Origin of the sequence: Paraperlucidibaca baekdonensis (assembly GCF_003387535.1) — a bacterium.
Classification (GTDB): Bacteria; Pseudomonadota; Gammaproteobacteria; order Pseudomonadales; family Moraxellaceae; genus Perlucidibaca; species Perlucidibaca baekdonensis.
The window spans coordinates 99,021-122,972 of the sequence record NZ_QUNR01000003.1; the positions used below are offsets into that span (position 1 = coordinate 99,021).

The window sequence follows — 23,952 nt, forward strand, 5'->3', positions numbered from 1 at the left end:
TTAGCTCGCCGCCGGCGTGAGCAGCAGCTCAAGCACAAATTTCGAGCCAACAAAGCCGAGCAGCAGTAGGGCAAAACCAATCAGCGTAAAGCGCACGGCGGTGCGCCCGCGCCAGCCGCGCCAATGCCGACCAGCTAAAAGTCCTACAAATACCAGCCAAGCCATCAGCGTGAAAATGGTTTTGTGCGCCACGTGTTGCGCGAACAGGTCATCGAGCACAAAAAAGCCGGAGCCGATGGCCAAACTGAGCAAGATAAAACCGACAGCAATGAGCTCAAAGAGCATGCTTTCCATGGTCTGCAAGGCTGGCAATGCCAGCAGCAAACCGCGTTGATGGCGGCGTAGTGCGCGCTCTTGCCAATGCACTAGCACGGCTTGCAAGGCGGCGATGCTAAGCAGGCTATAGGCTAGCAGCGACAGCAAGATATGCCCTTCAATGGCCGGCGTTAGGGTGAGCGCCGTGGTGTGGGGATCATGGCCGACCACGCCTAAGCTCAGCTCAAACGCCGCTAAGGGCATGGCGATCAAGTAAATGCCCTGCACTGGGCGATACACATTCACCAACAGCGCCAGCAGCGCCAGCAACCAGCCGTGCATTAAGGCGATATTAAATAGGCCAAAGCGCAGGCCATTGGGGCCAATGATGGCCTCGTGTAAGACCATGATATGCAGCAATAACGCCACACTAATCAGCGCCAATAGCGGTCCGCGCGCCGGCACACGACGCTGCGCCACGGCGCGCGCAACACGGCCAGCGGCGATGAGATAGCAAGCGATAGCCACTAAGGCAAGCAGTGCGGGTAGGGCATCCATGACAAACGGCGACCAAACAATCGATAAATGGAGTGTGGCATAAGCCAGAGTCCGTGCGCCAGTCGCGCAGGCAGCCTATAATCGCCGACACACGCGAAAACAGCCGCCACAGGATAGCTCATGTTTGACAACCTAACCGACCGCCTCAGTCAGAGCCTGCGCGCCATCAGCGGTAGCGCACGCCTCAACGAAGACAATATTAAAGATACGCTGCGCGAAGTCCGCATGGCCTTGCTTGAGGCTGATGTCGCGCTGCCGGTGGTGAAGGACTTTGTTGAGCGCATCAAGGCATCAGCGTTAGGCCAAGAGGTATTAACGCAGCTACAGCCCGGTCAGGCCTTCGTGAAAATTGTTCACGAAGAGTTAGTCGCCACGCTTGGTGAGGCCAACACTGGTTTAAATTTAAACTGCGCGCCGCCGGCGATTATTCTCATGGCCGGCCTGCAAGGTGCGGGTAAAACCACCACGGTGGCCAAGCTCGCGCGTTATTTAAAGCAGCAGAAAAAGACGGTGATGGTGGTTTCGGCCGACGTCTATCGCCCCGCGGCCATTGCTCAGTTAGAGACCCTCGCGCGCGATGTTGATGTGCTATTTCACCCCTCGACGGTAGACCAAGATCCGGTTGCCATTGCCAACGGCGCCATCGACGCCGCCAAGCGTCAATTTGCCGATGTGTTGCTGGTCGACACCGCCGGTCGCTTGGCCATTGATGAAGCCATGATGGCGGAGATTCGCCGCCTGCACGCGGCCATCAAGCCGATCGAGACGCTGTTTGTTGTTGACGCGATGACCGGCCAAGACGCCGCCAACACCGCGAAAGCCTTCAATGACGCCTTGCCATTAACCGGCGTGGTGCTGGCGAAAGCCGATGGCGATGCCCGTGGTGGCGCGGCGCTGTCGGTGCGCGCGATTACCGGCAAGCCGATTCGTTTTATGGGCATGGGCGAGAAGACCGATGCGCTGGAGCTATTTCATCCCGACCGTGTGGCGCAGCGCATTTTGGGCATGGGCGATGTGCTCTCGCTGGTTGAGCAGGTCGAGGCCAAAATAGACAAAGACAAGGCCGAGAAACTCGCGAAAAAGCTGCAAAAAGGCAAAGGCTTTGACCTGCAAGACATGCTCGAACAATTCCAACAAATGCGTAATCTCGGCGGCATGGGCGGCCTGCTCGACAAGCTGCCCGGCATGAATGCGGCGGCCATGCAGCAGGCCATGGCCGGTGGTGCGCCAGAAAAGCAGATGAAGCAAATGGAAGCGATTATTCAGTCGATGACCTTTGGTGAGCGGCAAAAGCCTGATCTCATTAATGGCTCGCGCAAACGCCGTATTGCCAATGGCTCGGGCACGACCATTCAAGAGGTCAATCGCGTGCTCAAGCAGCACACGCAAATGGCGAAAATGATGAAAAAATTCGCCAACCCCAGCGGCATGATGAAAATGCTCAAGGGCATGCAGGGCAAGCTACCACCGGGCATGATGGACGATATGCCGGGCATGGGCGGCGGTGCGGCGAAAGGCGGCGGGCAGGGTGCGTTGCCACCCGGATTTCCCGGCGGCGGCCTGCCCGGTTTAGGCGGCCCCGGCCTGCCGTTTAAGAAGCGCTAATCATGCGTACAAAAACTGCCGCGTTGAGCGGCTGGGGTCGTTACCCAGAAGTCGATGCCAACCTCGCGCGCCCCGAGCAATACCGTGAGCTCGCGGCGTGGGCGCAACAAGCCTCCATCGCGCGCGGCATGGGCCGTGCTTACGGCGATGCCGCCATCAGTGCGCGTGGCACCACCGTGCTCACCGAGCGCCTCGATCGTTTCTTAGGCTTCGATGCCGACACCGGCGTGTTACGTGCCGAAGCCGGCGTCACGCTCGATGCCATCTTGCACGCGGTGATGGCCAAAGGCTGGTTTTTGCCGGTCACGCCGGGTACACGCTACGTCACGCTCGGCGGTGCGATTGCCGCCGATGTGCACGGTAAAAATCATCACCACGTGGGCAGCTTTGCCAGCTGTGTGCGCGCCGTTGAGCTGTTTACCGCGAGCGGGCCAATGACCTGCTTGCCGGGCACGCCAGCCTTCAACGCCACGCTCGGCGGCATGGGCATGACCGGGCTCATTGGCGAGGTGGAAATTCAGCTCAAGCGCATTCCCTCCAGTGACATGCTGGTGCAGCATGTGCCAGCGGCCAACCTGCGCGAATCCATCGCCTTAATGCACGCTGCCGAGCACGACGACGAGTACACGGTGTCGTGGATCGACTGTTTGGCACGGGGGTCTAAACTTGGCCGCTCGGTGTTTATGCGCGGTCATCATACCGATGGCGCGCTCAGCGCTGGCCCGCGCGAGGCGAAAATCGGCTTACCGCTGAATGTGCCGAGCGTGGCGCTTAATCGCTATACCGTGGGCGCATTCAATGCCTTTTACTACCGCTGGGAAGGCCGCAAAACCAAGCCGTTTCGCTGCGGCATTGAGCCCTTTTTCTACCCGCTCGATGGCATCAAGCAATGGCATCGCCTCTATGGCAAACCCGGCTTCGTGCAATACCAATTTGTTGTGGCCAATGAGGCTGCTGAAGCCTGTATTGGCGATGTACTAAAAGCTGTCTCGTCAGCTGGCAATGCCAGCTTTTTAGCGGTGCTCAAGCGCTTTGGCGCGGCCTCCGATGGCCTCTTGTCATTCCCCATACCGGGCATGACCTTAGCGCTGGATTTACCCCTGCGCGCTGGCACATTGGCCTTGCTCGATCGGCTCGATGCCATCGTGCTCGCCCATGCCGGCCGCGTGTATTTAGCCAAAGATGCGCGCCTCAGCGCCGCGAGTGTGCAGGCCATGTATCCGCGCCTGAGTGAGTGGCAGGCGATTCGCCGTGAACTCGACCCCGATGGCCTGTTTGTCTCCAGCCTCGGTCAGCGTTTGGAGATGGCGCCATGACGCAAATTTTAATCGTCGGCGCTACCTCGGCCATCGCCCGCGGTTGCGCCTTTGCCTGGGCCAAGCAAGGCCAACGCTTGGTGCTCGCCGGTCGCGACATGGCCGAGCTCGAACGCATCAGCCGTGATATTCGCCTGCGTTTTGCCAGCCATGTGCAAGTTGCCGCGCTCGATCTCGATGATGCCGATCAGCTCAGCGCGCGCTGGGATGACTTGGAAACCGCACATGGCCACATGGACGGCGTGCTGATGGCGGCCGGCTGGATGCCCGACGACAGCGATGCCATGCGCCGCGACACGCCGGCATTGCAGGTGCTCGCGCGTAACTTCACTGGCCCCGTGGCATTGCTCAATGCCGCCGCCGATGCCTTCGCGGCGCGCAAACACGGGTTTATTGTTGGCATCGGCTCGGTTGCTGGCGACCGGGGCCGGCAAAGCAACTATGTGTATGGCGCCGCCAAAGGTGGCTTTAGCATTTATTTAGCCGGCCTGCGCAACCGCTTGTTTGCCGACGGTGTGTCGGTACTGACCGTGAAGCCGGGCTTTGTTGATACGCGGATGACTTGGGGCTTACCCGGCTTGTTTTTGGTCGCCGACCCCATGGTGCTCGGCGAGCAGATTGTCTCGGCGCAGGCGGCTGGCAAAAACACGGTGTATCTGCCATCGTTTTGGCGATTGATTATGCTGATCATTCAGCATGTGCCGGAGTTCGTCTTTAAGCGATTGAAATTATGACGGTTATTGTTAAGCAACCGACCATCGTGGCGTTTGATTTTGATGGCACGCTAACGCGCGGCGAGTCATTTTTTCGTTGGCTGTGGTTTGTTACGCCGTGGTGGAAATTTATTGGCTATTTTTTGCGCTGCCTACCGGTGCTGCTCGCCTATGTCACGCGCTTAATGAGCAACGACCGGGCGAAAGCTCGTGTCATTAGGATTTTTTTGCGCGGGCGCATGCGTCATCCGCTTGAGGTACGTTCGCGCGATTTTGCCACGCAGCAGATCGCCAAAACCCTTCGCCCCGAAGCCATGGCGCGTCTGCGCCATCATCAAAAGCAGGGGCATCATTGCGTGTTGGTGAGCGCGACTTTGGCCTTGTATTTGCGGCCATGGGCTGAGCTGCACGGCTTTGAAGCGGTGTTGGCCACCGAGCTCGGTGCTGATGCAGACGGCCGTCTCAGCGGCCAAATGGCCACACCAAACTGCTATGGACCTGAGAAGGCGGTGCGCCTGAAAGCGCATTTTGGCGTAGATCGTATTTTTGCCGCGTATGGCGATAGCCGCGGCGATCAAGAGATGTTGGCAATGGCCGAGCATGGGTTCTTAAAATTCAATGGCTTATGAAATCAAAAACTCTAATATATTGAGAAATAGTAGGCTGCCATATTTTTTTATCATTGCTATATTTATATCTCTGTTTTTATTGGTCTATTTTTTAAACATCAACGAAAGCCAACTAAGTAATTTTCGCTTTACTCAATACTTGTTTAACTATCAGAGCGGATTTAATAAAAGGGGGTTTGTTGGTGAGGTGCTTTTCCAGTTTGGATTTGTTATAAATTATGAAAATGTTCAGATATTTGCCAACTATTGCATGGCAGTTCTCTCTATAGTTTTTTTTGCTGTAATCTATTATCCCTTTAAAGATGATATTAGAAGTTTTGGTGCCTGCATTTTCGTTTTTTTGGCGTTTTTCGGTTCATTTTCAATGCAGCACTTTTGGAGTGATATAGGTCGCTTTGACCATTTGCAACTAATAATTGCAATTTCTTTACTATTACTTTTGAGCTTTAGCGTAAATATTTTTTCTAAAATCATTGTAGTGGCTTCTGTTGTTATTATTATATTAATTCATGAGGGTGGACTGTTCATGTATGCTCCACTGGTATTGTCTTTTTGGCTTTACAAAAGTGAAGAGCCAAAAGAAAAGTTATTTATTGTGCTACTTTTTTCGTGTTTGGTTTTTTTGGGATATATAATAAGTACAGAGGCAATTTACTATGATATGAGCTTTTATGAGCACGTGCTTTCTTTAGAGTCTAAATATGGAGGTAGGGTTAGCGAGTTGGCTGTGAGTATTTTGCATAATGGTAGCATTAGAGATAATTTTCTTCTAACCGTTAGAAATGGATTTTCTTCTGAAAGGCTTTATGAGAGCATTAAGGTGGCATTGTTTGTCAGTCCCCTAATGTTAGTATTTTTTAGAATTATTCGAGCGGATGTAAAAAATAAAAATGTTCGATTAAAGCATGTCTTCATATTATCAGCCTTTTCGCCATTATTAATTTATCCCATAGGCTATGACCATTTTAGGTGGTGGTCTATTTCTTTAACAAATCTTTTTGTTGCAACCTCTTTTGTGGCTGCAAATGATGAAAAATTTAAGATTCTTTTAATTTATTATTTTAATAAAAGTAAAATTACACTTGCTTCACTAATTGCTTGTTCTGTAGCATTCGGCGGTATGGGTGTTACTAATGCATTTCAAAGATTCTAAATTTAAATATATAGCTTTTTTACATGAATAAAATAATCAAACTCATGCGCCCACATCAGTGGGTCAAAAATGGCTTCGTACTCACCGGTCTAGTTTTCGGTCACGGCTGGGATGTGCCCGAGCAAGTGCAGGCGGTGTTGCTGGCGTTTATTGCCTTCTGCTTGGCCTCGAGCTGCGTGTATGTATTCAATGACCTCGCCGATGCCGAGCGCGATCGCCAGCACCCCACCAAGCGCTTGCGGCCTATTGCCGCGGGCGCGGTCAGCCCACGCCAAGCTTTACTGCTGGCAGGCGTGCTGGCCGCCCTGGCGTTGAGCATTGCCTGGTCGGCGAATCCGCCGGTAGCGGGCTATATTGCGGCGTATTTAGTGCTCAATCTCATTTACACGCACAAGCTCAAGCGTGTCGTGCTGCTCGATATTTTCTGCATTTCAGCGGGCTTTATGTTGCGCATTTTGGCCGGCACCGACGGCGTTGATATCCCGCCATCAAACTGGCTATTGTTTTGCGGCCTGTGGACCACGCTATTTTTGGGCTTCATCAAGCGGCGCGCCGAAATGCTTGCGCTCAATGACACCGCGGGCGGCCATCGCCGTGTGCTTGAGCATTATTCGGCAGGCTTACTCGATCAGCTCATTAGCATCACCTGCATGGGCATGATCTTCAGCTATAGCCTCTACACCATGGATGTCGATGTGCGCCGCATTCACAACACCGACCAGCTGATTTTCACCGTGCCCTTTGTCATTTATGCCTGCTTTCGCTACCTGTATTTGCTGCACCGCGAGGCCGGCGGCGGCGACCCGTCGCGCGAATTAATTCGTGATCCGCACATCTTAGGTGCTGGCTTGGGCTGGCTTATTATGACCTTATGGTTGGTGGCCTGATGACCTTAAGTTCTCGCCAATTGCGACTGCTGATGCTCTCGGTTGGCATCGGTGCGGCGGCGTATTTGGTGTTTGCGTTGTGGTCGGGCTGGCGCGAAGTGCTTGCCGCCATGGCGCATATTGGCTGGCAGGCCTTGGTCTTGGCGCTGCTCCTCTCCTTGGTCAATTATGGTCTGCGCGCCGAGCGCTGGCGGCTCTATATCGCCAGCAATGATCACAGCATTTCTCGCCTAGATAACCTGCGCATCTACCTCGCCGGTTTCGCGCTGACCACCACACCCGGCAAGGCCGGCGAGCTGATTCGTGGCGTCTTTCTCAAGCCCTATGGCGTGACCTTCCACCACACAGCGGCGATGTTTTTCAGCGAGCGTGTCGCCGACTTAATCGCGGTATTGATCATTACCGCCGCGGGGTTGGCGCAGCTGCATCAGGGCGAAATTTATTATGTGGTGTTGGTGTTAGCCTTGCTGATTGGGCTGATGGTGTTGCGTACCACGTGGCCCGAGCGGCTCTTGCGGCACTATGGCGGTGAGCGCCAAGGCGTGCAGTGGCTGGCCAATGTGGCGGCCAGTAGTCGCGCCTTTTGGCGCGGCCGTTTGCTCTGGCAGGTGCAAGGTTTAAGCGTCGTGGCATGGCTGGCAGAGGGCCTTGGCGCATGGCTGGTGCTGCGCACGCTGATGCCTGACATGGCCTTTGAGATTGCGCTGTTTATTTATGGATTTTCCATGCTCATTGGCGCGCTGAGTTTTATGCCGGGTGGTTTGGGCGGTACTGAGGCGACGATGACCGGGCTCTTAGTGTTACAAGGCCTGAGCTTGCCGGAAGCGGTGGCGGCGACAGTGATCATTCGCCTCGCCACGCTGTGGTTTGCTGTGCTGCTTGGCCTGTTGGCGGTGTTGCGCCTGCCCAATCAAGCGTCTCATGCTAACGAATCGCACCAATGAATAACGCCGTGAATACAAACGCCAAGCGTGGCCCCATGGCGCGCGCCCTGAGCCTGCAGGCGGCCTGGATCTACGCCGTTGTGGTGGCGATCAAAGTTGCCATCGCCTATGGCCTGCCAATGACCGGCGACGAAGCCTATTTCGTGCTCTGGGGGCAGCACCTCGACTATGGTTATTACGACCATCCGCCGATGGCCGGCTGGCTTATGGCCATGCAGCTGTTGGTTAGCGACCATGCACTCTGGCTGCGGCTGCCGGGCCTGCTCACTGAGCTGATCATCGCGGCGGCGCTTTACGCCCTGTTGCGCCCGCATGACCCGGTGAAAGCCCGCTGGTTAGCGCTGCTGTTTACGCTCAGTCCATTAAGCCTGATCAATGTCTTTACGCTCACCGACACCGGCTGCATTTTATTTGCCGCGCTGGCCTTTGTGGCGGCAGCGCAGGGGCTTATTACGCAGCAACGGCGCTGGGCGGCGTTGGCCGGTGTGTGTTTGGGCTTGGCGTTTTTATCAAAATACTTTGCGGTGTTTTTAGGCCTCGGCTTTGTGGCGTTTTACGCGCTGGCGGGCCGCCGCTTTTGGCAGCATGGCGTGCTGCTGGTGCTGGTGGCCATCCCCTTTGGGCTGGTCAACCTGTATTGGAATTACACGCATTGCTGGTCCAACCTGCTGTTTAATCTGGTCAATCGCACGGCCGACAGCAACCTTGGTTGGCAAAGTTTGGCGACTTATTTAGCCATGATGGCCTATGTGATTTTGCCGCCGATCTGGTGGGCATTGGTGGCGGCGCAGCGCCAACGCAGCAGCCTCACGCCGGCCCTGCAAGCGGTGCTGAAACTCGCCGCGACATTGGCGTGGACGGCGGGTCTCGGCTTCCTTTGGGTAAGTCTCAGTAAAAGCATCGGCCTGCACTGGGTGCTGTGGTTCTACCCCATGGTCTTGGTGCTGCTCTGGCCATTGCCGGTGGCGCGCTTTATACGGCTCTCGGCACTGCTGAGCTGGATCAGTGTGGCGCATGTACTGCTGTTGCTGGCCATTATTTATGCGCCGCTGTCGGCCTGGAAGCATCAGCCACGCGTACAATGGTATGTGCTCGCCATGACCGAGGCGCCGGCGATTTTGCAGCAGGCCCGAGCCGAGGCCGAGGCCTTGCAAGCCGGTGCGTGGCAGCCAGTGTGGGAGGCCGAAGCGGCGCGGCAGAGTTTAGGTGTGGATGCGTTAGTGCCCGAACCGACGGAGACGCCACGCGCGCTGGCGACGTTGAGTTACTCATCGGCCTCGGTACTGGCCTATCAGGCACGCGAGCCCGTGATGGTCATGGGCGAGGGGGCCAAATATGCTCGCTTTGATGACAGCTTGACCGATTTTCGGGCGTTGGCGGGCAAGCCCGTGCTGCTGCTCTTGAAAAAGCCCAATGAGCAACCTCACGCCGAGCAATGGTTCACCAGCGCGCGACGCTTCACGGTGAATTATCGCGGCCACGCCTTTCATTTTCTCGCTGGCGAAGGCTTTCGCTACGAGACCTATTTTGAGCAGGTGCTAATGCCCATTCGTGCGCGTTTTTACCAATTTCCGAGCTGGCTACCGCGCGGCGAGTGTGCCTTTACGTCGCGTTATTTTGCGCCAGAATAGCGGGCTATCGAGGCACATCAGGGTGGCTAAAAAGATAATGACAATGCCCGCGACCGCCAAGGTCTCGGGCAGCTCATCCCACAATAGCCACGCCCACAAGCCAGCAAAGACGATGGCCAAATACGCTGCTGGGCCAATGCGCCCCGCCGGCGCTAAGCTATAGGCGCGCGACATGGCGAGCTGACTAAAGGTCGCCAACACGCCGGCGCCCAACACCCACGCGTATTCGTGCAGGCTCAGGGCGCGCCACGCCCAGAGCATCGGGATGGCCGAGATGCACACCGAAATTAAGCTGAAATACAGCACGATGCGCGTGGTCGGTTCGCTGCCCGAGAGCGCGCGGACGGTGACAAACGCCATGGCCGCGAGCAGGCTAGCACTCATGCCGACCACCGAGATAAAGCCCATGCCGGCGAGATCAGGCCGGCAGATCATCAGCACGCCGACCATGCCGAGACCGGCCGCAAACATCATGCGCGCGGTAATTTGCTCTTTTAAAAACAGCCAAGCAATGAGCGGAATAAATACCGGCGAGGAGTAGGTAAAGACCATCGCGCTGGCGAGCGGCAACTCCGCGATGGCGTAGAAAAAGCCATACATGGCGGCTAAACCCACCACGCTGCGCCACAAATGTTTATGAAATACCTGGGTTTTCAGCAGCGCGGTGCCATGTATTGCTAGCAGCGGCAGCAGCATCAATGAGCCGGTGAGATTTCGGAAAAATACGATGGTTTCGTTGTTGACCGTGTGCGATGCCTGGCGAATAAACACGCCCATGGTGGCGAATAAAAACGCCGACAGCGTGAGTAAGGCGAGGCCGCGCCAAATCGACTGCGGTGGGGCTTCATAACGCATAGCGCAGCAACCATAAATAAAGGCGCGCAGGGTAGAAGATTCAGCGCCGCGCCGGACTAGCAAAGCCCCGCGTTTTCTCGTATTATCCGCGCCCATCTGTACATGGCCGATTTCCGTGGCGCCATGAACAGCACGACTTACCACGGAAACCCAATACAGGTATTGAGCAATGGTCACTATTCGTCTCGCCCGCGGTGGCGCTAAAAAACGTCCTTTCTATTCCATCGTGGTTGCCGACAGCCGCAACGCGCGTGATGGCCGCTACCTGGAGCGTGTGGGTTTCTTCAACCCAGTAGCCCGTGGCCAAGCTGAGCGCGTGCGCTTGGATTTAGAGCGCGTGGCGTACTGGATCAGCAACGGCGCACAGGCATCTGACCGCGTGGCATTCCTGATCAAGGAAGCGCAGAAGGCTGCTTAAGGCATGGTTCCCGATCGCGAGTCCCTGATTCAGGTCGGGCATGTTCATACAGCTTATGGCATCAAGGGGTGGGTGTGGGTGATGTCCCGCACCGACCCTATTGCCAATATTTTTAGCTACGGCCCGTGGTATTTGGACCGTGGTGGTGTGTTGACTGAGGTGGATGTGCTGAGTAGCCGTCCGCAAGCCAAAGGCTTGGTCGCCCACTTGGCGCATTGCCCCGATCGCAATGCTGCCGACGCTCTATTTGGTGCGGGTATTTGGGTGCCGAAAGCCGCCTTACCGACCTTAGAAGACGATGAGTATTACTGGTCTGAGCTCATCGATATGACGGTGGTCACTGAGCAAGATGTCTTGCTTGGCCGCATTCACGCCATGATGGAAACCGGCGCCAACGATGTCATTGTGGTGCGTGCCTGTGAGGGCAGCCTCGATGATCAAGAGCGTTTGCTGCCGTGGTTGCCGGGTCGCGTGGTGCGCTTTGTAGATCGCAACCAGCGCCGTGTGCGAGTGGATTGGGATCCGACGTTTTAAGACCGATTCGGGAGAGCGCCATGTGGGTAGGCGTGGTGAGCTTATTTCCGGAGATGTTTCGGGCCATTAGTGAGTGCGGCGTAACAGCGCGCGCTGTGGCGACTGGTAAGTTGACGCTGGCGTTTTGGAACCCGCGTGATTTTACCGAAGATAACTACCGCCGTGTCGACGAGCGCCCCTTTGGTGGCGGCCCCGGCATGGTCATGCAGATTCAGCCCTTGCGCCGTGCCATTACGGCCGCGCGCGAGGCTGCTGCCGCGCATGGCGTGGCGGCACCGGTGATTTATTTATCACCGCAGGGCCAGCGCTTAGCGCAGCCCGATGTGCAGCGCTTGAGCGCTGAGCATGGCCAGCAGGGCCTGATTTTGCTCTGCGGCCGTTATGAAGGCATCGATGAGCGCTTGCTGGCGCGCGATGTCGACGCCGAGTGGTCTATCGGCGACTATGTGTTATCCGGTGGAGAATTGCCGGCGATGGTATTGGTGGATGCCTTAGCGCGCTTATTGCCCGGCGTGCTCAACACCGAGGCCTCTGCCATTGAAGATTCATTTACCGATGGCTTGCTTGATTGCCCGCACTACACCCGACCTGAGGTGTACGACGGCGACACAGTGCCAGCGGTATTGCTCAGCGGCGATCATGCGGCGATTAAGCGTTGGCGCTTGCAGCAAAGCCTCAAACGCACACGCGAGCGCCGGCCTGACTTACTCGTTGGGCGTGCGCTGAGCAAACAAGAACGACAGCTGCTAGATGACATCGAATAGATCTCGCTAGTGGTGTTGAGGGGGTCGAATGCGCCTTAGCCTCTGGACCCAGAGCGATGCCCGCCGAGCAGCACGAGCTGCTGGCCAAGGCATCACAATTGCAATCACACGCGTTAATAGCCTCTGTGATTGAACGTGGAGAAGATCGATGAGCGGTAAGCATCCTTTAGTACAAGCTGTTGAAAACAGCCAGCTGAAACAAGACATCCCCAAGTTCGCTCCCGGCGACACAGTGGTTGTGCAAGTGAAAGTGAAAGAGGGCGAGCGTGAGCGTCTCCAGGCCTATGAAGGCGTGGTGATTGCCATCAAAAATCGCGGCCTGAACTCAGCATTCACCGTGCGCAAAATTTCCAATGGCATTGGTGTTGAGCGTGTTTTCCAAACACATTCGCCCATTGTTGCGGGTATCGAAGTGAAGCGTCGTGGTGCGGTTCGTCGCGCCAAGCTGTACTACCTCCGCGATCGTTCGGGCAAGTCCGCACGTATCAAAGAGAAGTTGGCACCGCGCAAGAAGTAAGTGCTTGCCAGTGTCAGAAAAAGGCCCCCTCGGGGCCTTTTTTTTGCCTAGGCATTTGTGCTTTTGGCGGCATACACTCGACGGTTGTGACGCATTGAAAAGGCCATTATGCACCTCACCGACACTGCTGCCTTGCGCGAGATACCTGCCGCCTCAGATGCGGTGTTGACGGCGTTTCGTCATCAGCTTGCTGCCGAGGGCCTCAGCCAACACACGCGCCGAGCCTACGTGAGCGATGCGGCGGCACTGGCGCAATGGGCCACGCCGCGCGCGCTGGCAGCGCTGACCACTGATGACCTAGCGGCGTATTTGGCCAGCCCCACGGTCATGCAAAAATCACCGCGTTCGATTGCGCGCTTGCAGTCGGCCCTGCGTCATTGCTGGCAGGGCATGTTGCGTAGTGGCGCTGTCAGCAGCGATGCCACTGTGGGGCTCGATACGCCGCGCATTGGCCGCGCATTACCGAAAGACCTATCTGAGGCCGATGTCGATGCCTTGCTGGCTGCACCGGATATCAGCACCGCATTGGGGCTGCGCGATAAAGCCATGCTAGAGCTGCTGTATGCCTGTGGCTTGCGCGTGAGCGAGTTGGTGGGCCTGTCGGTTTCGGCGCTCAATCTAGCTGCTGGCTACTTGCGCGTGCGCGGCAAAGGCAACAAAGAGCGGCTGGTGCCCATGGGTGAAAATGCCGTGCTGTGGCTGCAGCGTTACATGACGACGGCGCGCGCTGAGTTGACGCAGGATGTGAGCGTGCCAGCGGTGTTTTTGACCGCGCGCGGCCGAGGCATGACGCGAGAAAACTTTTGGCATTTAATTAAGCGTTATGCCTTGCAGGCCGGCATCAATGCCTCGGTGTCGCCACACACCTTGCGCCACGCCTTTGCCACACATTTGCTCAATCACGGCGCCGACTTGCGCGTGATTCAATTGCTATTGGGCCATAGCGATTTATCGACTACACAAATCTACACGCATGTGGCGCGCGAGCGCTTGCAACAATTGCACGCGACACATCATCCGCGAGGCTGACGGCTAGCGGCGTTTCTCGTATGCTTGGCGATCTGTCGTCAACGCCATGGCCACCAAAAGGGTTATGCACATCAGTTATTATTGAGGGTTAGCAACATGCACGCACGAACAAAAAAATGGGGCATTAGCGCGGTGATTGCGGCTCTTGTCGGGGCCAGTGCACTTTGGGTTCATGCGGATAGCTCGGTGGAGTCCGACATTCGTCAGCGCCTGCAAACCGCTGCGCCGCAAAGTAAAGTGGTGTCTGTGCGCGCCTCTGAAATGCCTGGCGTGTATGCGGTGGAGCTTGAGGGCGGTGTGGTTTACGCGAGCGCCGATGGCCAATATTTGCTGCAAGGCGACTTGCTGCAGATTAAAGGCAAAGAGATTGTGAACTTGACCGATAAAGCCAATGCCGATCGTCGCATTGCCTTGCTGAAAGGAATCAATAAGCGCGATGAAATCATTTTCCCAGCCAAAGGCAAAGCGAAAGCCGTGCTCACCGTGTTTACTGATGTCGATTGCGGCTATTGCCGTAAATTGCACGAAGAAGTGCCGGCGATGAATGCCAAGGGCATTGAGATACGGTATTTGGCGTATCCGCGTGATTTACCTCGTGCCGGTGCTAATGCCGGTACGGGTGCGCGCATGACGGAGATTTGGTGTAACGCTGACCGGGCAAAAGCCATGACCTTGGCTAAACAAGGCAAGCCAGTGCCTGCAGGCAAGGCCGATTGCAAAGCGCCTATAAGCGAGCAGTTTGCCCTGGGCCGGCAAATGGGCGTGACTGGCACGCCAGCGATTTTCAATGCCAAGGGCGAGCAGCTCGGCGGCTACATTAGCGCCGATCGTGCCGCGAGCTTATTAGGCATTAACTGAGTCAGACGTTCGACAATTTACAGCGGCGCGCTATACTATGCGCCTTTATTTTTAGGGCTTGATACGCGCGTGCGCTCGTCTCAGGCCCTCTTGTTATGACGTGGGTGGTACTGTCTTGAAAGCCAGCAATGCAGCAGTAAACAAGCCGGTCAATGTCGGCATCGTGGGCCTCGGCACCGTCGGTGGTGGCGCCTTGAATTTATTGCGCGCGAATGCCGCTGAGCTGTCACGCCGCACCGGCCGCGATATTGTCGTCTCGCACGTTGGTGTGCGCCGCGAGCACCCCAATCTCAACCTCACCGGCATTACCGTGAGCATGGATATTTTTGCCGTTGTCGACGACCCTGCCGTGGATGTGGTGGTGGAAGTGATCGGCGGCATCACCGCCGCGCGTGAGCTGGTGTTGCGTGCCATTGCCAATGGCAAACACGTAGTCACTGCCAACAAATGGCTGCTCGCTGAGCATGGCAATGAAATCTTCTCGGCCGCTGAAGCCAAGGGCGTTTATGTCGCCTTTGAAGCGGCGGTGGCAGGCGGTGTGCCCATCATCAAGGTGCTGCGCGAAGGCTTGGCTGCCAATAATATTGACTGGCTGGCCGGCATCATCAACGGCACGGGCAACTATATTTTGACCGAAATGCGCGATAAAGGCCGCTCATTTGCCGACGCACTTGATGACGCCACCGCGCTGGGCTATGCCGAACTCGACCCAACCTTCGATGTCGAAGGCATCGATGCCGCGCACAAACTCACCATCATGGCCTCGATTGCCTTTGGCATCCCCTTGCAGTTTTCCAAGGCCTATACCGAGGGCTTATCGAAACTCACGCGCGATGATGTGGTCTATGCCGAAGAGCTGGGCTTTCGCATCAAGCAGCTTGGTGTTGCGCGTCGCACGCGCGAGGGCGTGGAGCTGCGCGTGCACCCCACACTGATTCCCGATGACCGCTTAATTGCCCATGTTAATGGCGTGAAAAATGCCATCTTGGTGCAATCCGATGCCGTGGGTACCACCATGTACTACGGTGCTGGCGCCGGTGCGGGCCCCACCGCCTCGGCCGTGGTGGCAGACATTGTTGACGTGGTGCGTGCGCTCACCGCTGAGTCGGCACCGAATGTGCCGCATTTGGCGTTTATGCCCGGCGCGATCACCAACACGCCTATTTTGCCGATGGAAGACGTGGTGACCTCATACTATTTGCGCTTGCAGGCCTACGATCGCGCGGGCGTGTTGGCCGATGTCACGCGTATTTTGAGCAATCACGACATCAATATCGAAGCCATTTTGCAGAAGCCTATGCAAGAAGGTGGCTCGGTGCCCGTTATTATTTTGACTAAGCCGGTGGTGGAGCGCGAAATGAACCTCGCCATGGCAGAGCTTGAAGCCCTTGACCACATCATCGGCTCGGTGACTCGTATTCGTATGGAGCCTTTGGCATGAACGCAGACAACCGCTACACCGGCTTAATCAATCGCTATCGCAAGCATTTGCCGGTATCGGCCGATACGCGCTTAATTTCCTTGGGCGAGGGCAATACACCGCTGATTCGCCTGAAAAATATCCCCGCGCTGACCGGCAAAAATGTCGATATTTACGTGAAATACGAAGGCCTCAATCCGACCGGCTCATTTAAAGATCGCGGCATGACCATGGCTGTGACAAAAGCCGTAGAAGAGGGCTCGAAGGCCATTATTTGCGCGTCTACTGGCAACACCTCGGCAGCAGCAGCAGCGTACGCCGCGCGCGCTGGCATCAAAGCCTTTGTGCTGATTCCCGAAGGCAAAATTGCCATGGGCAAGCTCGCTCAAGCGATGATGTACGGTGCCATTACCCTGCAGATTCGCGGCAATTTTGACGATGGCATGGAGCTGGTTAAACAAGTGGCTGCACACGCGCCGGTGACCATTGTGAACTCGGTCAATCCATACCGCCTGCAAGGTCAAAAAACCGCGGCCTTTGAAATTGTCGAAGAGCTTGGCCGTGCGCCAGACTATCACTGCTTACCCGTTGGCAATGCCGGTAACATCACCGCGCATTGGATAGGCTATTGCGAATATTCCACGCCGATTGGCGAAAAAGTCACTGACTCGTGCAGCTTCTGCCATGGCGACTGCCAGTTTGCTTGCTCGCCAGTCATTAGCAGCCGTCCGAAAATGGTCGGCTACCAAGCCGCTGGTTCGGCGCCGTTTGTGCGCGGCGGGCCGGTGAAAAATCCCGAAACGGTGGCTACGGCTATTCGCATTGGTAACCCACAAAGCTATGACCAAGCGCAAAAAGTCATGAGCGAGTCGGGCGGTTGGTTTGATGAGCTCAGCGATCAAGAGATTCTCGATACGCAGCGATTGCTGGCCATGAGTGAAGGTATTTTCTGTGAGCCAGCCTCAGCGGCTTCGCTCGGCGGTGCGATTCGGGATGTTAAATCGGGCAAGATTCCGGAAGGCTCGATGATCGTGTGTACGCTCACCGGCAATGGTTTGAAGGACCCCGACACGGCCATTGGTCAGTGTCAAAATGCCGTGCTGAAAACCATCGACGCCACGCTAGATCAGGTCCGCGATAGCATTTTGCACACCATGGGTGAGTAAGCTGCCTGCCGTGCGCTGGCAACGGCGTCCCGTTGGCTCTGCGTCATTGCCATCGGTGCCGCCGCTGCTAGCCAGACTTTATGCCGCGCGCGGCGTATCTACTGAGGCCGAACTGGCAACCACGCTGGCGGCCCTACAGCCAGCGAGTAGCTTGCGCGGACTCGGCGCCGCCATTGAGCTCTTGCAGCACGCCTTAAGCGAGCAATGGCGCATCCTGGTGGTCGGCGATTTTGACGCCGATGGTGCCACCAGTACGGCGCTGTCCCTGCGGGCGTTGCGGGCCATGGGCGCGCAGCATGTCGATTATTTAGTACCCAACCGCTTCACCTACGGCTATGGCCTGACGCCCGGCATCGTCGCCTTGGCGCTGGCCGAGAAGCAGCCGCAGCTGATTATTACCGTCGATAACGGCATCGCCAGCCACGAGGGTGTGGCGGTGGCGCAAGCGGCGGGTGTGCGCGTGCTCATCACCGATCACCATTTGCCCGGCGCCACGCTGCCGGCGGCTGATGCCATCGTCAATCCCAATCAAGCCGACTGCGACTTTCCCAGTAAAGCCTTGGCGGGCGTGGGCGTGGTGTTTTATGTGCTCTCCAGCCTGCGCACACGCTTACGGGCCGATGGCTGGTTTGCCGGGCAAGGTATCGCTGAGCCCAATATGGCGAATTATCTCGACCTCGTGGCACTGGGCACGGTCGCCGATGTGGTTGCCCTCGATGCCAATAATCGTCGCCTCGTACAGCAGGGCTTAGCGCGCATTCGGGCCGGTCGTTGCTGCGCTGGCATCACGGCGCTACTCAAAGTCGCCGAGCGCGATATTGCCAGTCTCGTGGCCAGTGATCTGGGTTTTGTCGTGGCACCACGGCTCAATGCCGCTGGCCGCCTCGATGATATGCGCGAGGGCATTGAATGCTTGCTGTGCGATGATCCTACCGAGGCCAAGCGCATGGCCGAGGAGCTCGACGCGCTCAATCTTGAGCGGCGCGACATCGAAGCCGGCATGCAAAACGAGGCGATGGCGGCGATGCGCGAGCTCACCATCAGCGAGGATAATCTGCCGCCGGGCTTGGTGCTTTATGACCGGCATTGGCATCAGGGCGTCATTGGCCTGCTGGCAGGGCGCATCAAGGAGCGTTTTCATCGGCCCACGGTCGCCTTTGCTCCCGCGCAGGCGCCGGCCTTTGGCGAGCTGCCCGCTGAGCTCAAAGGCTCGGCGCGCTCCATTCCCGGCGTGCATATTCGCGATGTGCTCGATGCCATGGCGACGAAAAACCCCGGGCTCATCACGCGCTTTGGTGGCCATGCCATGGCGGCCGGCTTAAGCCTGCCGAGCACGCAGCTCGCCGCCTTTCGGCTGGCTTTCGAGGAGACCTTGCGCGAATGGGTGCCGCCCGAGGCCTATGACGCCGTGTTACTCACCGATGGCGAGCTCAGCGCCACCGAGCTCAGCGAGCAAACAGCCTACGTCATTCGCGATGCCGGCCCGTGGGGCCAGGCCTTTCCCGAGCCCTTATTTGAGGGCGAGTTTCTCTGTTTAAAGCAGCGCTTATTGAAAGATAAGCACATCAAATTCAGCCTCTGCCATCCGGACACCAATCGCATCATCGACGGCATAGCCTTTGGCGTTGATCGCGCGCGCTGGCCCAATGAGTCGTGCCAGCGTATTCGCATTGCCTATCGGCTCGATATCAATCGCTTTCGCGGCATGGAGTCATTGCAATTGCGTATCGAGGCCATGCAGGCGCTGTAATCGCCCACCACGCAGTGGCAGCATCCGCGCGCATTTTTCGCTACAATGCTGCGCTTTAACACGACGGCATTCTCATGGAAATCAATCCTTACGTCCTTCGCATCAAAGACCTCAGCGAGCGCACCGAGTCGCTCAGGGGGTATCTTTGACTATGACCTCAAGCAAGAACGCTTAGAGGAAGTCACGCGCGAGCTAGAAGATCCCACGCTGTGGGATGACCCCGAAAAGGCGCAGGCCATTGGCAAAGAGCGCAGCACGCTCGAAGGCGTGGTGCTGACCATTGATCAGCTCAGCAGCGGCTTAGAGGATGCCAAAGCGCTGCTCGACTTAGCCGTGGAGGCTGACGACGAAGACACCTTGGTCGACGTGGCTGGCGAGCTCGATGGCCTCACCAAGTTAGTCAGTGATCTGGAGTTTCGCCGCATGTTTGCCGGCGAGATGGATCCCAACAACTGCTTTATCGATATTCAATCCGGCTCCGGCGGCACCGAGGCGCAGGATTGGGCGAGCATGTTGCTGCGTATGTTTTTGCGCTGGGCCGACCGTCATGGCTTTAAAACTGAGGTCATGGAAGTCTCCGATGGCGAGGTCGCCGGCATTAAATCGGCGACCATTCGTGTCGAGGGCGACTATGCCTTTGGCTGGCTGCGCACGGAGACTGGTGTGCATCGTCTGGTGCGCAAATCGCCATTTGACTCCGGCAATCGTCGCCACACGTCATTCTCGGCGGTGTTTATTTCGCCGGAAATCGATGACGACATTGAGATCGACATCAACCCATCTGACGTGCGCACCGATACCTACCGCGCTAGTGGCGCTGGCGGTCAACACATCAACAAAACTGACTCGGCGGTGCGCTTGACCCACGAGCCTACGGGCACGGTGGTGGCTTGCCAAAATGAGCGCTCGCAACACGCCAACCGTGATCGCGCTTGGAAGATGCTGCGAGCGCGCTTGTATGAGCTGGAAGTCATGAAGCGAAATCAGGCCAAGCAGGCGCTCGAAGACACCAAATCTGATATCGGCTGGGGGCATCAGATTCGCTCTTATGTGCTCGATCAATCGCGGGTGAAAGATCTGCGCAGCAATATTGAAAGCTCAAACCCGAACGCCGTACTCGACGGCGATATCGACGAATTCATCGAAGCCTCCTTAAAAATGGGCCTGTAAGCGGACGCCACCATGACAGATCAAGCACACGACAAGCCGGTAGACATCAACAAGCTGATGGCCGAGCGCAAACAAAAACTTGCGGCTTTGCGTGAAGCCGGCCCAGTTTTTCCCAATGATTTCCGCCGCGATGCCATTGCCAGCGATTTGCACGCGCGCTTTGCGGAGGCCACGAAAGAGCAGCTAGAGGCCGACAAGCCGGTGTTTTCGGTGGCGGGTCGCATGATGCTCAAGCGCGTCATGGGCAAGGCCAGCTTCGCCACGCTACAAGACATGGGCGGGCGCATTCAGCTTTATGTGCAGCGCGATAGCATTGGCGCCGATGTCTACGCCGGCTTCAAGCAATCGGATTTGGGCGATATTTTCGGCGCCACCGGCTACTTGTTCAAAACCAATACCGGCGAGCTTTCGCTGCATGTCACCGAGCTGCGCTTGCTGACCAAAGGCCTGCGACCATTGCCCGATAAATTCCACGGCATGGCCGATATGGAAATGAAGTATCGCCAGCGCTATGTCGATTTGATCGTCAGCGAAGACACGCGCCGGACCTTCCGTATTCGCTCGCAAGTGGTCGATGGCATTCGCCGGTTTATGGCCGGCCGCGACTTCATGGAAGTCGAAACACCGATGATGCATGTCATCCCCGGTGGCGCCGCGGCGAAGCCGTTTAACACGCATCACAACGCCCTCGATATGCCGCTGTTTTTGCGTATTGCGCCTGAGCTATACCTCAAGCGTTTGGTGGTCGGTGGTTTTGAGCGTGTCTTTGAAATCAACCGCAACTTTCGCAACGAAGGGGTGTCTACGCGTCACAACCCCGAGTTCACCATGATCGAGTTTTATCAGGCCTACGCCGACTACAACGATCTGATGGATCTTACCGAAGCCATGCTGCGCACCTTGGCCACCGATATTCTCGGCAGCACCGATGTGCCGTATCAGGGCGAAGTCTTTGATTTCGGTGGCAAGTTCGATCGCTTATCAATGGTCGATGCGATCTTGAAATACAACCCGCATTTGACCCGCGAGCAGCTCTGGGACTTCGAGAAAACCGCTGAAGTGGTGCGCTCGCAGCTGAAAATGGACGTGAAGTCGATTTGGGGCATTGGCAAATTACACACGCTGATTTTCGAAGAAACGGTGGAAACGCAGCTGCGTCAGCCCACATTTATTACGGAGTATCCGGCGGAAGTGTCGCCGTTGGCACGCCGCAATAACGACAACGAGTTCATTACCGACCGTTTTGAGTTTTTTATCGGTGGCCGCGAGATTGCCAATGGCTTCTCTGAGCTCAATGACGCCGAAGATCAGGCCGAGCGCTTCTTGCAGCAAGTGCGCGAAAAAGAAGCCGGCGACGACGAAGCCATGCACTACGACGCCGACTTCATTCGTGCGCTCGAATACGGAATGCCGCCAACCGCCGGCGAGGGCATTGGTATCGACCGTTTGGTGATGCTGTTTACCGACTCCCCGAGCATTCGCGATGTGATCTTGTTCCCGCATATGCGGCCTGAGGCTTAACCGCTGCGCATAAAAAAGCCCGCTAAATGCGGGCTTTTTTTATTACTTGCGACTATCCACCAAAGTTACTAGCAAATTCGTCAAAATGCAGTGGCAGGGTTGGTAAAGAAGCCTGTGAACATTTCCGCTAGATCCCCGAAAGCAGCTGCCGGGTCTGTGAACAAGTCCATAAACATCTGCAATGGATCTGCATCGGTATCATCACCGGTGCCACCACCATCATCAGCGGGTATTAATGGGTTGTTCGTCAACAGAGTTGTTAAGCCGGTTGGGTCTTCGAACGGTAGCATGCCACCTGTTTCTTGATTCGTATCAGTATTAGCACTTGCTCGCACCGAGACTGAGTTACAAGTGTCATACACGCGAACCTGTTCGAGTAAATCAACAGAGAGGCCTGCTGTGACCGTTAACTCAATTGTGTCGTAGTCTGCAGTTGAAACTACCCCAACAAGCGCGCGCGGCGTACTACCAATTGGACTCATGCCTAACACATCAATTGCGAAAGCCTCAGCAGGATTTGTAAAGTCCAAGGTTTCACGAGTGTCGGCGTCATTAATCGTATCGCCAAGTTTGGTCACAAACTTGATATTACGAAATAGTGCTAAATCGACAGCCCCACCGGGCACCTCAATGTCCAATGCAGCTACTGAGCCTGCTTTACGAATACTCGGCAGCTTGATACGAACACCAACCTCGCCTGTGAGAAGGTTGCCAGCAAGGCTGTCGGGTAGCACAACGGGGTTGTTGATCGTTGCGAAGCTATCTTTATTGCCATCAGCTGCTGCGGTAGCGTTATTTACACCACATAGGCCTAGTGGATTATTTAGTGCTCCCAATAGTTGGCTGCAAAGCGCTCCTTCAACGATCGGCTCAACCACTGCTACGGTGTAGCTGTCGCATTGCAAGTTACCGATATTAGCGTTTATTGCACATGGGTTCGATGATTGCGTGCCGTCTGGATTCATCGCTGGGTTAGCAATGAATGGGCAGTTATCGGCAGCGGGATCAGCTGGGTCGTCAGGAAAGCCATCACCATCTGTATCGTCTTCGCAAGCATTACCTTTTCCGTCGCCGTCAAGGTCTGCTTGATCATTGTTGGCGACCATTGGGCAGTTATCGTTAGCATCCATTAACATGTCGCCATCGAAATTGTTTGCACAGTCAGTATTGTTATCAGCGTTAGATACCAAGGGGCAATTGTCTTCGGCGTTTTTAAAACCATCGCCATCTATGTCTTCGTCGCAGGCATCGCCTTCACCATCTCTATCAGTATCCTTTTGACCAATATTTTGTTTATCGTCGCAGTTGTCTATGTTGTTATTTACCCCGTCACCATCTGAGTCCAAACAGAAATCTGGGCCGTTGTTAGGGTTTTGAATTGTAGGACATGTATCAGCTTTATTTGGTATGCCATCTCCATCCATGTCTGCATCCGGGGCATCGCTACAAGCGCTGCCAGTAAAGCCAGGTGCTCCATTTCCGCCCTGCGTTGTAGCCTGATCTGGGTTAGGTACTAAAAAGCAGTTGTCTAGTGTATTTCCAAACATATCCACATTTTCGATACCGTCATTGTCGATGTCGTTATCGCACTCATCCCCACCTTTAGATGGATCGAAGCGAGCTGATTTCATCGGATCCCTATTTTCTGGCGCACTCATATCACCGTCTGTATCTACTTGATTTGGGTCATCAATCGTAGGGCAGACATCATCAGCATCTAGAATGCTGTCGTTATCGTTATTATCGCAGGCATCACCTAATCCAGTGGTAAACCCTAAGCTATTGGCACTACCATTTTCGAAGAAGTTATTCTGGTTTGAATTCGGTATAAACCTGCAATTGTCTTCGCTATTGATTACGCCATCGTTATCAAAGTCAGCACCTGGTGCTAAACAGTCCTGTGCATTATTTGTCTCCGATACCGGAGTAAACGGGCAGTTGTCATCTTTGTTTAGTAAGCCGTCACCATCGATATCTCCGTTAGGGTCGTTAATATCTGGTGCGGGTGGGTTAGTAGAGTCTATGCAACCATCTTGATCAGCGTCGTTGGCCAGAGTACTCGCGACGTTTGGACACTTATCGGTTGCGTCAGGTACACCATCTTTATCTGCATCTGGAGTAACTTTGCTGCTTGGGGTCACACCGTTTTTCGCTGAGTCGCCGCCGCAGGCAGATAGCGTCAATGCCATCGCTGCGAGGCCTACTAGCGCCAGTTGTTTGCTTTTGAGCAATATCATGGCTGTCGTCCTTTTTCGTTAG

General features: G+C 55.8%; 22 protein-coding genes. 19 read left to right on the plus strand and 3 right to left on the minus strand.

What is annotated here, in order from left to right:
- On the minus strand, positions 1-813 hold the full coding sequence (locus DFR26_RS07035) for a cytochrome C assembly family protein (RefSeq protein ID WP_116208262.1): 813 nt from the start codon (positions 811-813) through the stop codon (positions 1-3).
- Positions 814-933: 120 nt separating this feature from the next.
- Between DFR26_RS07035 and ffh the strand changes: the two genes are divergently transcribed.
- The 8 genes from ffh to DFR26_RS07075 are packed head-to-tail and all read left to right on the plus strand — an operon-like array spanning position 934 to position 9,691.
- Positions 934-2,418, plus strand: a complete 1,485-nt coding sequence (gene ffh / locus DFR26_RS07040) for a signal recognition particle protein (protein WP_116208263.1) — start codon at positions 934-936, stop codon at positions 2,416-2,418.
- 2 nt (positions 2,419-2,420) lie between these two features.
- The gene (locus DFR26_RS07045) at positions 2,421-3,734 is read left to right on the plus strand and encodes an FAD-binding oxidoreductase (RefSeq protein WP_116208264.1); all 1,314 of its coding nucleotides are present in this window, start codon (positions 2,421-2,423) and stop codon (positions 3,732-3,734) included.
- Entirely contained in the window at positions 3,731-4,468 is a 738-nt protein-coding gene (locus DFR26_RS07050; protein WP_116208265.1) for an SDR family oxidoreductase, read from the plus strand. The genes DFR26_RS07045 and DFR26_RS07050 overlap by 4 nt, the downstream gene beginning before the upstream one ends.
- Positions 4,465-5,076, plus strand: coding sequence for an HAD-IB family hydrolase (locus DFR26_RS07055; RefSeq protein WP_116208266.1), 612 nt, complete (start codon positions 4,465-4,467; stop codon positions 5,074-5,076). The genes DFR26_RS07050 and DFR26_RS07055 overlap by 4 nt, the downstream gene beginning before the upstream one ends.
- Positions 5,066-6,229 (plus strand): hypothetical protein, encoded by a 1,164-nt coding sequence (locus DFR26_RS07060; RefSeq protein ID WP_116208267.1) that lies wholly within the window; start codon positions 5,066-5,068, stop codon positions 6,227-6,229. The genes DFR26_RS07055 and DFR26_RS07060 overlap by 11 nt, the downstream gene beginning before the upstream one ends.
- 23 nt (positions 6,230-6,252) lie before the next feature.
- Complete coding sequence (locus tag DFR26_RS07065) at positions 6,253-7,116, plus strand: decaprenyl-phosphate phosphoribosyltransferase (RefSeq protein WP_116208268.1); 864 nt, start codon at positions 6,253-6,255, stop codon at positions 7,114-7,116.
- The gene (locus tag DFR26_RS07070) at positions 7,116-8,060 is read left to right on the plus strand and encodes a lysylphosphatidylglycerol synthase transmembrane domain-containing protein (protein ID WP_181899013.1); all 945 of its coding nucleotides are present in this window, start codon (positions 7,116-7,118) and stop codon (positions 8,058-8,060) included. Before DFR26_RS07065 ends, DFR26_RS07070 begins: the two co-directional genes overlap by 1 nt.
- Complete coding sequence (locus DFR26_RS07075) at positions 8,057-9,691, plus strand: ArnT family glycosyltransferase (protein WP_116208270.1); 1,635 nt, start codon at positions 8,057-8,059, stop codon at positions 9,689-9,691. The genes DFR26_RS07070 and DFR26_RS07075 overlap by 4 nt, the downstream gene beginning before the upstream one ends.
- Here the strand turns inward: DFR26_RS07075 and DFR26_RS07080 are convergent.
- Positions 9,641-10,546: a DMT family transporter gene (locus DFR26_RS07080; protein WP_116208271.1), complete on the minus strand. Its 906-nt coding sequence runs from the start codon at positions 10,544-10,546 to the stop codon at positions 9,641-9,643. The genes DFR26_RS07075 and DFR26_RS07080 overlap by 51 nt on opposite strands.
- Positions 10,547-10,715: 169 nt before the next feature.
- Here DFR26_RS07080 and rpsP point away from each other — a divergent pair, with 169 nt between their 5' ends.
- The 11 genes from rpsP to lysS all read left to right on the plus strand — a co-directional run bounded on the left by rpsP (position 10,716) and on the right by lysS (position 21,693).
- Complete coding sequence (gene rpsP, locus DFR26_RS07085) at positions 10,716-10,964, plus strand: 30S ribosomal protein S16 (RefSeq protein WP_116208272.1); 249 nt, start codon at positions 10,716-10,718, stop codon at positions 10,962-10,964.
- A gap of 3 nt (positions 10,965-10,967) precedes the next feature.
- Complete coding sequence (gene rimM, locus DFR26_RS07090; protein WP_116208273.1) at positions 10,968-11,498, plus strand: ribosome maturation factor RimM; 531 nt, start codon at positions 10,968-10,970, stop codon at positions 11,496-11,498.
- Positions 11,499-11,518: 20 nt separating this feature from the next.
- Positions 11,519-12,262, plus strand: coding sequence for a tRNA (guanosine(37)-N1)-methyltransferase TrmD (gene trmD, locus DFR26_RS07095; RefSeq protein WP_116208274.1), 744 nt, complete (start codon positions 11,519-11,521; stop codon positions 12,260-12,262).
- Positions 12,263-12,410: 148 nt separating this feature from the next.
- The gene (gene rplS / locus DFR26_RS07100; protein ID WP_116208275.1) at positions 12,411-12,779 is read left to right on the plus strand and encodes a 50S ribosomal protein L19; all 369 of its coding nucleotides are present in this window, start codon (positions 12,411-12,413) and stop codon (positions 12,777-12,779) included.
- A gap of 108 nt (positions 12,780-12,887) precedes the next feature.
- Positions 12,888-13,808: a site-specific tyrosine recombinase XerD gene (gene xerD / locus DFR26_RS07105; protein WP_116208276.1), complete on the plus strand. Its 921-nt coding sequence runs from the start codon at positions 12,888-12,890 to the stop codon at positions 13,806-13,808.
- A gap of 96 nt (positions 13,809-13,904) precedes the next feature.
- Positions 13,905-14,666 carry a DsbC family protein gene (locus DFR26_RS07110; RefSeq protein ID WP_116208277.1) on the plus strand — a complete coding sequence of 254 codons (762 nt, stop codon included), beginning with the start codon at positions 13,905-13,907 and terminating at the stop codon, positions 14,664-14,666.
- Between the two features lie 115 nt (positions 14,667-14,781).
- Positions 14,782-16,107 (plus strand): homoserine dehydrogenase, encoded by a 1,326-nt coding sequence (locus DFR26_RS07115; protein ID WP_116208570.1) that lies wholly within the window; start codon positions 14,782-14,784, stop codon positions 16,105-16,107.
- A complete protein-coding gene (gene thrC, locus DFR26_RS07120; RefSeq protein WP_116208278.1) occupies positions 16,104-17,252 on the plus strand; it encodes a threonine synthase in 1,149 nt (382 codons plus the stop codon). The genes DFR26_RS07115 and thrC overlap by 4 nt, the downstream gene beginning before the upstream one ends.
- Position 17,253: 1 nt before the next feature.
- Positions 17,254-19,002: a single-stranded-DNA-specific exonuclease RecJ gene (gene recJ / locus DFR26_RS07125; protein WP_245953048.1), complete on the plus strand. Its 1,749-nt coding sequence runs from the start codon at positions 17,254-17,256 to the stop codon at positions 19,000-19,002.
- Between the two features lie 74 nt (positions 19,003-19,076).
- Positions 19,077-20,172, plus strand: a protein-coding gene (gene prfB, locus DFR26_RS07130) for a peptide chain release factor 2 (RefSeq protein ID WP_116208279.1) whose coding sequence is annotated in 2 segments (ribosomal slippage) — positions 19,077-19,148 and positions 19,150-20,172 — 1,095 coding nt in all. Because the reading frame shifts where the segments join, the coding sequence is not laid out codon by codon here.
- A gap of 12 nt (positions 20,173-20,184) precedes the next feature.
- Positions 20,185-21,693, plus strand: coding sequence for a lysine--tRNA ligase (gene lysS / locus DFR26_RS07135; protein ID WP_116208280.1), 1,509 nt, complete (start codon positions 20,185-20,187; stop codon positions 21,691-21,693).
- A gap of 80 nt (positions 21,694-21,773) precedes the next feature.
- Here the strand turns inward: lysS and DFR26_RS07140 are convergent, their stop codons facing one another.
- The gene (locus tag DFR26_RS07140) at positions 21,774-23,930 is read right to left on the minus strand and encodes a thrombospondin type 3 repeat-containing protein (protein ID WP_116208281.1); all 2,157 of its coding nucleotides are present in this window, start codon (positions 23,928-23,930) and stop codon (positions 21,774-21,776) included.
- Positions 23,931-23,952 lie beyond the last annotated feature (22 nt).